The 7,076-nt window shown below is 65.0% G+C and carries 5 protein-coding genes and 1 pseudogene; 1 reads left to right on the forward strand and 5 read right to left on the reverse strand.

All coding sequences use genetic code 11. From position 1 onward, the window contains the following. Positions 1 to 252: 252 nt before the first annotated feature. From RYH74_RS10080 to RYH74_RS26480, 5 genes and pseudogenes are all read right to left on the reverse strand, one after another. Positions 253 to 1,245, reverse strand: a complete 993-nt coding sequence (locus RYH74_RS10080) for a lysylphosphatidylglycerol synthase transmembrane domain-containing protein (protein ID WP_061551882.1) — start codon at positions 1,243 to 1,245, stop codon at positions 253 to 255. Next, positions 1,242 to 2,006, reverse strand: a complete 765-nt coding sequence (locus RYH74_RS10085; RefSeq protein WP_025340499.1) for a DUF2334 domain-containing protein — start codon at positions 2,004 to 2,006, stop codon at positions 1,242 to 1,244. The genes RYH74_RS10080 and RYH74_RS10085 overlap by 4 nt, the downstream gene beginning before the upstream one ends. Next, a complete protein-coding gene (locus RYH74_RS10090; protein ID WP_025340498.1) occupies positions 1,999 to 3,120 on the reverse strand; it encodes a glycosyltransferase family 4 protein in 1,122 nt (373 codons plus the stop codon). Before RYH74_RS10090 ends, RYH74_RS10085 begins: the two co-directional genes overlap by 8 nt. A 243-nt stretch (positions 3,121 to 3,363) precedes the next feature. Then, the gene (locus tag RYH74_RS26475) at positions 3,364 to 4,128 is read right to left on the reverse strand and encodes a methyl-accepting chemotaxis protein (RefSeq protein WP_370464237.1); all 765 of its coding nucleotides are present in this window, start codon (positions 4,126 to 4,128) and stop codon (positions 3,364 to 3,366) included. A gap of 93 nt (positions 4,129 to 4,221) precedes the next feature. Then, positions 4,222 to 5,238: pseudogene (locus RYH74_RS26480) on the reverse strand (cache domain-containing protein); the annotation flags it as partial. A gap of 169 nt (positions 5,239 to 5,407) precedes the next feature. On the opposite strand from RYH74_RS26480, the gene RYH74_RS10100 reads away from it, so the two are divergent. Next, on the forward strand, positions 5,408 to 6,883 hold the full coding sequence (locus RYH74_RS10100) for a helicase HerA-like domain-containing protein (protein WP_085706234.1): 1,476 nt from the start codon (positions 5,408 to 5,410) through the stop codon (positions 6,881 to 6,883). Positions 6,884 to 7,076 lie beyond the last annotated feature (193 nt).

Here is a 7,076-nt window from a genome sequence, read left to right on the forward strand (position 1 = left end):
CAAGCCAGCTCCCACAGGTTTGCACATGGCTCGAGCTCGATGCGGTCGGTGTGGGAGCTGGCTTGCCGGCGAAAGGGGCGCAAGGCGCCCCCGGCAATCCTGAGGCATACGCAATGGCCAAGACCCGCAACAACCCCACCGCCTCACCCCCACCCACACTCGGTGAAGGCTGCCTGGCCCGCTACGACCCCGAAGCCCTGGCCGACACCGATGGCACCGATTTCCCCGGCGCCGCCGAACTCTGGCAGCAGCTCAACCCGCCTGACGCCGCCAACGCTCCAGCAGCGGGCGCGCCAGCAGGCACACAAACACCGGCCCACCCGCCAGCAGATAAAAGTAGTAAGTGACCGCCCGCCATATCAGGATCGCCGCAGCTGCGGTCGAGCTGCCCACCAGTGGCGTCAGCAGGCTGGCCGAGGTCAGCTCGGCGGCACCGGCACCGCCAGGCAGCAGGCTGAACTGGCCGGCACTGAGCGAGAGCATCTGCACCAAAAAGCTGGGGATCCACGCCAGGTCTACCCCCAACCCCCTCAATACCAGATACAACACGCTGTAGCGCAGGCCCCAGTGGGCGCAGGTCAGGGTGAACACCAGGGTCAGCGTGCGCTTGGGCAGGCGCCAGGTCTGCGCCAGTGCGTCGATGAAGCGCAGCAGCTTGCGCGCCCAGCGCCGCTTGCGCTGGCGGCTCATGCCCAGGCGGCGCAGCAACCTGCCGTTCACGCGCATCACCGTGCGCCGGTAGCGCAGCAGGCCGATCACCCCGGCCAGTGCGGTGCACAGCAGCAACGCGCTGCCCAGCAACATGCTTTCCTGGCTGCGGCCCAGGCTGTGGAACAGTGCATAACCGGCAATCGCCAGCATCGCGCAGAAAAAGAACACCAGGTCGTTCAACTGATCCATGGCAAACACCGCGCCGCTGCGCGCCGGGCCGATACGGTCACGTGCCAGCAGGGCCATCAGGGTCAAGGGGCCGCCGCTGCCGCCGGGGGTGGTACAGATGGCGAACTCGGTGGCCATCACCACACCCAGGCTGCGCAGGCGCCCAAGCCTTGCTCCTTGCTGGCCGAGCAACAGGCGCAAGCGGATGGCGTTGATGACCCAGCACAGCAAGATCATGCCCAGCAGGGTCAGCATCAGGCTGGGGGCGAAGCGCTGCAGCCTCGGCAGCAGCTCGCTGCCACCGAGCAGGGCTGGCACCAGCACGGCACCGAGCAGTGCCAGGGCCAGCCAGGCCAGGCGGTTCATGCGCTGGCCTGGCGGTCGAGCCAGGTGGACTTGGTCAGGGGCTCGCGGCCCTGTGCCAGTAGCGTGTGCAGGGTGTTCAGCCAATAGTCGCGGGACGCGCGATGGCGCATGTCCACCGGGTGCAGGCCCAGGCGCAGGGTCTGGGCATCACGCCAGCGCCGGCATTGCCAGTCGCACAGCACCCGTGACAGGCCGCGACGCCAGGCGCTGCGGGCACTCCAGACCAGCCCCGGAGCCTTGATCGCGGTGAAGTCTGGTAAACGGTACAAGTGCTGTGGCGTGCTGGTGTAGCGCAGCGGCAGGCGGCGCAGTGCCTGGCGGGTGCCTTCGCTCATCAACCAGGCAGGCGCGACGAAGCCGGCCACCGGCCAGCCCTGCTGGGCGAACAGGGCCAGGCCGTGCTCCAGGCGTTGCAGGGCCTGCTGCTGGTCCAGGGCGTAGAACTCGCCTTCGTGGGTATAGATGCGGCGCATGAAGTATTCGCCGGGCGTGCGTGGTGGCGGGCCGTTGTCGGCATGGTAGAAGCCGTGCAGGGCAAGCTCGTCGCCCTGGGCCAGGCGCCGTTCGAGCAAGCGGCAGAAGGTGGGCGAGCGCTGCAGCGGGTTGCGGTGGTGAAAGTCCGGCACCACCAGCCAGGTCATGGGGATGCCGCCGATGGCGTCGACGGCCTGGACGAAGGGTTGATAGTCGGGCCAGGTTTCGGGCGCGACATCGTGCAGCACCAGCATCAGGCTGCGCGCTGGCGGCAGTGGCTCAGCCATGGGCACGGACCTGTGGTTGGTGGCCAAGCACGGCCTGGTAGTGCTGCAGCAGGCCGGCGACCACGTGGTCCCACGAATACTGCTGCTCGGCATGGCGACGGGCCTGAGCCCCGAGCTTGCGCACGCCGGCCTCGAACGCCTCCTGCACGGCCGTCGCCATGGCCTTGCTATCGTTGGGGCGGCACAGGCGCCCGCACTGTTCGTTGACGATTTCGCCGAAAGCACCGGCGCGCACGGCCACCACCGGCGTGGCGCTGGCCATCGCTTCGAGAATGACCAGGCCGAAGGTTTCCTGGTCGCCAGCGTGCACCAGCAGGTCGGCGCTGGCCATCAGCCGGGCGACTTCCGGAGCCGGGCAGAAGTGATCGATGACACTGACGTTCTGCGGCACGTTGGCCGGCATGTTCGAACCCACCAGCAACAAGTGGTAGGGGTGGCCCAGGTGCTGCATGCACTCGAGCAGCACCGGCAGGTTCTTTTCCCGCGAGCCACGACCGGCGTAGATCAGCAGGCGACTGGTGTCGGCAATGCCCAGTTCGGCACGCAGTTGCGGGTCGCGCTGGCTGGGGTGGAAGGTGGCCAGGTCGACGCCCAGGCGCTGCACGTGCACATCGCGCACCCCCAGGCGGCGCAACTTGTCGGCCATGACCTGGCTGGGGGCCAGCACCCGGTCGAAATTGCCGTACAGCTTGCTGACATAGGCTTCCACATTGGGGGTGAACCAGTTGCCCATGCGGTTGCTGACCAGTAGCGGCAGGTCGGAATGGTAGAAGCCGATCACCGGCACATCGAGCTTGCGCCGCGCTTCCAGCGCAGCCCAGGCGGTCAGGTAGGGGTCGCCGACTTCGATCAGATCGGGCTTGAGCCTGCGCAGCACGTTGCACCAGGGGGCCAGGCGTACCGGGAAGCGGTAGCCATTGCCGAACGGCAGCGGCGGTGCGGGCACCTGGTAGATGCCATCGGCGTGCTGGGCGCTGGCACCGGGTATCAGCAAGCTGTGGCGGACGCCCTGGATGGCGTCGAGGCGGTGGTGTTTGGCATCAAGATAGGTACGTACGCCGCCGCTGGCGGGGGCGTAGAACATGGTGATGTCGGCGATGTGCACGATCAGCATCCCTCCGGGATCGTCTTCGGGTCTGTCATCCGGCGCTAACGGGCCGGCGATGACGCGCCTAAAGGTTGACCTATCAGAAGGATAGTTTGTTCGATCGGGGTTGGGCGGGGCGGGGGAAGACGGGGGATCGGTGTGGGCTTCTTCGCGGGCTTGCCCGCTCCCACTGGGATCACCACGCATTCAAGAGCGGCGGAGATCCTGTGGGAGCGGGCAAGCCCGCGAAGCAGGCGACGCGGATCGAGATCAGATGCGGAAGCTGCCCACCAGGTGCTTCAGGCGGCCGGCCTGCTGTTCCAGGTCGGAGCAGGCACGCAGGGTGGCCTGCAGGTTTTCCACGCCTTCCTGGTTGAGCATGTTGATCTCGTTGATGTCCATGTTGATCGCCTCGACCACGGCGGTCTGCTCTTCGGTGGCGGTGGCCACCGACTGGTTCATGCCGTCGATCTCGCCGATGCGCACGGTAACGCTGTCCAGCCGCTCACCGGCCTGGTTGGCGATCTGCATGCTGTCCTGGCTGTGGCGCTGGCTCTGGTCCATGGTCTCGACCGATTCGCGCGCGCCGACCTGCAGTTCTTCGATCATGGTCTGCACCTGTTGCGCCGACTCCTGGGTGCGGTGCGCCAGGTTGCGTACTTCATCGGCGACAACCGCAAAACCACGCCCGGCTTCACCGGCGCGGGCCGCTTCGATGGCCGCGTTCAGCGCCAGCAGGTTGGTCTGCTGGGAAATGCTGGTGATTACCTCGAGGATCTGGCCGATGTTGACGGTCTTGCTGTTCAGCGTCTCGATGTGCGCGCTGGAAGTGACGATCAGGTCGGACAGGCGGTTCATTGCCGCAATGTTGCGTTCCACCACCTGCTGCCCTTCTTCGGCCAGCAACCGCGCCGAACTGGCGTGCTGCGAAGCCTGGGCGGCGTTGCCGGCAATTTCCTGGGCGGCGGCGCCCAGTTCGTTGATGGCGGCGGCCACGCTGTTGGTGCGGTTGGACTGTTCGTCGGAGTTGGTCATCGACGAGTTCGAGGCACTGATGACCCGCAGGGCTACTTCGTTGACCTGCTCGGTGGCCGAGGACACTTCGCGGATCGAGCTGTGAATACGCTCGACGAAACGGTTGAAGGCGCTGCCCAGGATGCCGAATTCGTCGTGGTTGTGGATACGCAGGCGCTTGGTCAGGTCGCCTTCACCTTCGGCGATGTCTTCCATGGCGCGGGTCATGGTGTGCAGCGGCTGCATCAGCACACGGATCAGCAGGCCGAGCAGGCCGATGATGATCACCACCGCCACCAGCGTGGCGATCACCGCCGAGGTGCGGAAGGTGCTGAGCATCGAGAATGCCTTGTCCTTGTCCACCGACAGGCCGATGTACCAGTTGGCCGAAGGCAGGCCGGTGATCGGGGTGAAGGTCAGCAGGCGGGTCTGGCCTTCGCTCTGCACTTCGGTCAGCTCACCGGTCAGTTTCGGCGTGTGCTGCGGGAACAGGTCCGACAGCGACTTCATCACCAGGTCTTTGTCCGGGTGCACCAGGATCTTGCCCTGGTCGTTGACCAGGAAGGCGTAGCCCATGCCGCCGAAGTTCAGCGAGTTGATGATCTGTACCAGGCCGTCCAGGGCCAGGTCGCCACCGACCACGCCGACACTGGCGGAAACCTTGCTGAGGATGCCGATGACCATCTTGTTGGTGGTCATGTCGATGTACGGCTCGGTCAGGGTCGCGCCGGCGGCATTCATGCCGTCCTTGTACCAGGGGCGGGTGCGCGGGTCGTAGCCGTCGGGCATTTTCGAATCAGGGCGCACGCTGAAGCCACCGTCGACCTTGCCCAGGTAGACGGTGAGGAAGCTGGAAACCAGCGCATTCTGGCCCATCAGGGTTTCGGCGTTGGTCGGGTCCTGGGCTATGTTCTGTGCCAGGTTTTCCACCAGCTTGATACGGCCTTCGAACAGGTTGCGGATATTGGTCGAAGTGGAAGCGCCCATTTCAGCCAGATAGTTTTCGAGGTCCTCGCGGATCGCATTACGCTGGAGGTAATCGTTGTAGAGCGTGAAAAGGCTGAAGGCGAGTATCACGATCAGTGACGCTGCCAAAAGAATCTTGTGGCTGAAACGAAGGCTTTTGTTCATGGCGTAATCGGTTCCGCTAAGGTTTCATATCAGGCGTTTGCACGCGTGGAGTCGCAAAGCAGTGCAACATCCCGAAAAGTCCCTTTTCGGTTGTTCCTCTCTATTAAGGCGAATATCACCCACAGGTATCGGCCGAATTACGGTAAAGCTTGAGCAGAGGATTAAAGAGATGTCGGAAATTTCGACCATCGTTGTAGGTGCTGGCCCGGATGGCCAGCCAGTTGGGCAAGCGATGAGGCTGGCTAACCGCCATGGCCTGGTGGCGGGCGCGACGGGTACTGGCAAGACCGTCACCCTGCAGCATCTGGCGGAAGCGTTCAGTGACGCGGGGGTTGCGGTGTTCGCCGCCGATGTCAAAGGTGACCTTTGCGGCCTGGGCGCTGCTGGTGCGCCGCAGGGTAAGGTGGCCGAGCGCATCGCCGGCATGCCCTGGCTGGGGCACAGGCCCCAGGCTTACCCGGTGAGCCTGTGGGACATTGCCGGGCAGTCCGGCCACCCGCTGCGTACCACCCTCAGTGAAATGGGGCCGCTGCTGCTGGGCAACCTGCTGGAACTGACCGACAGCCAACAGGCGGCGCTGTACGCGGCGTTCAAGGTGGCCGACCGTGAAGGCCTGCTGCTGCTCGACCTCAAGGACCTCAAGGCGCTGCTCGCGCACCTGAAGGACAACCCGCAATTGCTGGGTGAAGACAGCGCGCTGATGACCACGGCCTCCACCCAGGCGCTGTTGCGCCGGTTGGCGACCCTGGAGCAGCAGGGCGCCGAGGCGTTGTTCGGTGAGCCGGGGCTGCAGCTCGAGGACCTCCTGCGGCCAGACCCGGATGGCCGTGGGCGTATCCACCTGCTGGACGCCAGCCGGTTGGTTCACGATGCCCCCAAGGTGTACGCGACCTTCCTGTTGTGGCTGCTGGCCGAGTTGTTCGAGCAACTGCCCGAGCGCGGTGATGCCGACAAGCCGGTGCTGGCGTTGTTCTTCGATGAAGCGCACTTGTTGTTCAACGATACGCCCAAGGCATTGCAGGATCGCCTGGAGCAGGTGGTGCGGCTGATTCGTTCCAAGGGTGTGGGGGTGTACTTCGTTACCCAGTCGCCGGGGGACTTGCCAGATGCGGTGCTGGCCCAGTTGGGCTTGCGCATTCAGCATGGCTTGCGGGCGTTTACCGCCAAAGAGCAGAAGTCGCTGCGCGCCGTGGCCGATGGCTTCCGCCCCAACCCGGCGTTCGACACCCTGGCGGTGCTGACCGAACTGGGCATTGGCGAGGCGCTGGTGGGGACGCTGGAAGAGAAGGGCACGCCAGCGATGGTGCAACGGGTGCTGATTGCACCGCCGCAGTCGCGTATCGGACCGTTGAGTGCGGCTGAGCGCAGTGCGCTGATTGCCGATTCTCCGCTGGCGGGGCGTTACGACAAGCCGGTGGACCGTGAGTCGGCGTATGAGATGCTGACCCAGCGCAAGGGTGAGCCGGTGGAGCCCGCGCCGCAACCCAAGGCAGATGAAGAAAGCTTTGCCGACAAGGCCGGTGAGTTCTTGCAGAGTGCGGCAGGGCAGGCCATCAAGTCGGCGGTGCGCCAGGCGGCCAACCAGTTGGGTCGGCAGTTGGTACGTGGGTTGATGGGGTCGTTGCTGGGGGGCAAGAAAAGGTAGTTTGCCTGTACCGGCCCTATCGCCGGCAAGCCAGCTCCCACAGGTACTGCACAGGCCTTGCGGGCGGTGCAATACCTGTGGGAGCTGGCTTGCCGGCGATAGGGCCGGTACAGGAATGACACCTATGAAAAAGGCGCCCGTCAGGCGCCTTTTTCTATTGCGGTATCACTCAGCCAATGGCTTTGGACGCCAG

The organism is Pseudomonas sp. LSJ-87 (assembly GCF_032971465.1).
Taxonomy (GTDB): Bacteria; Pseudomonadota; Gammaproteobacteria; order Pseudomonadales; family Pseudomonadaceae; genus Aquipseudomonas; species Aquipseudomonas putida_Z.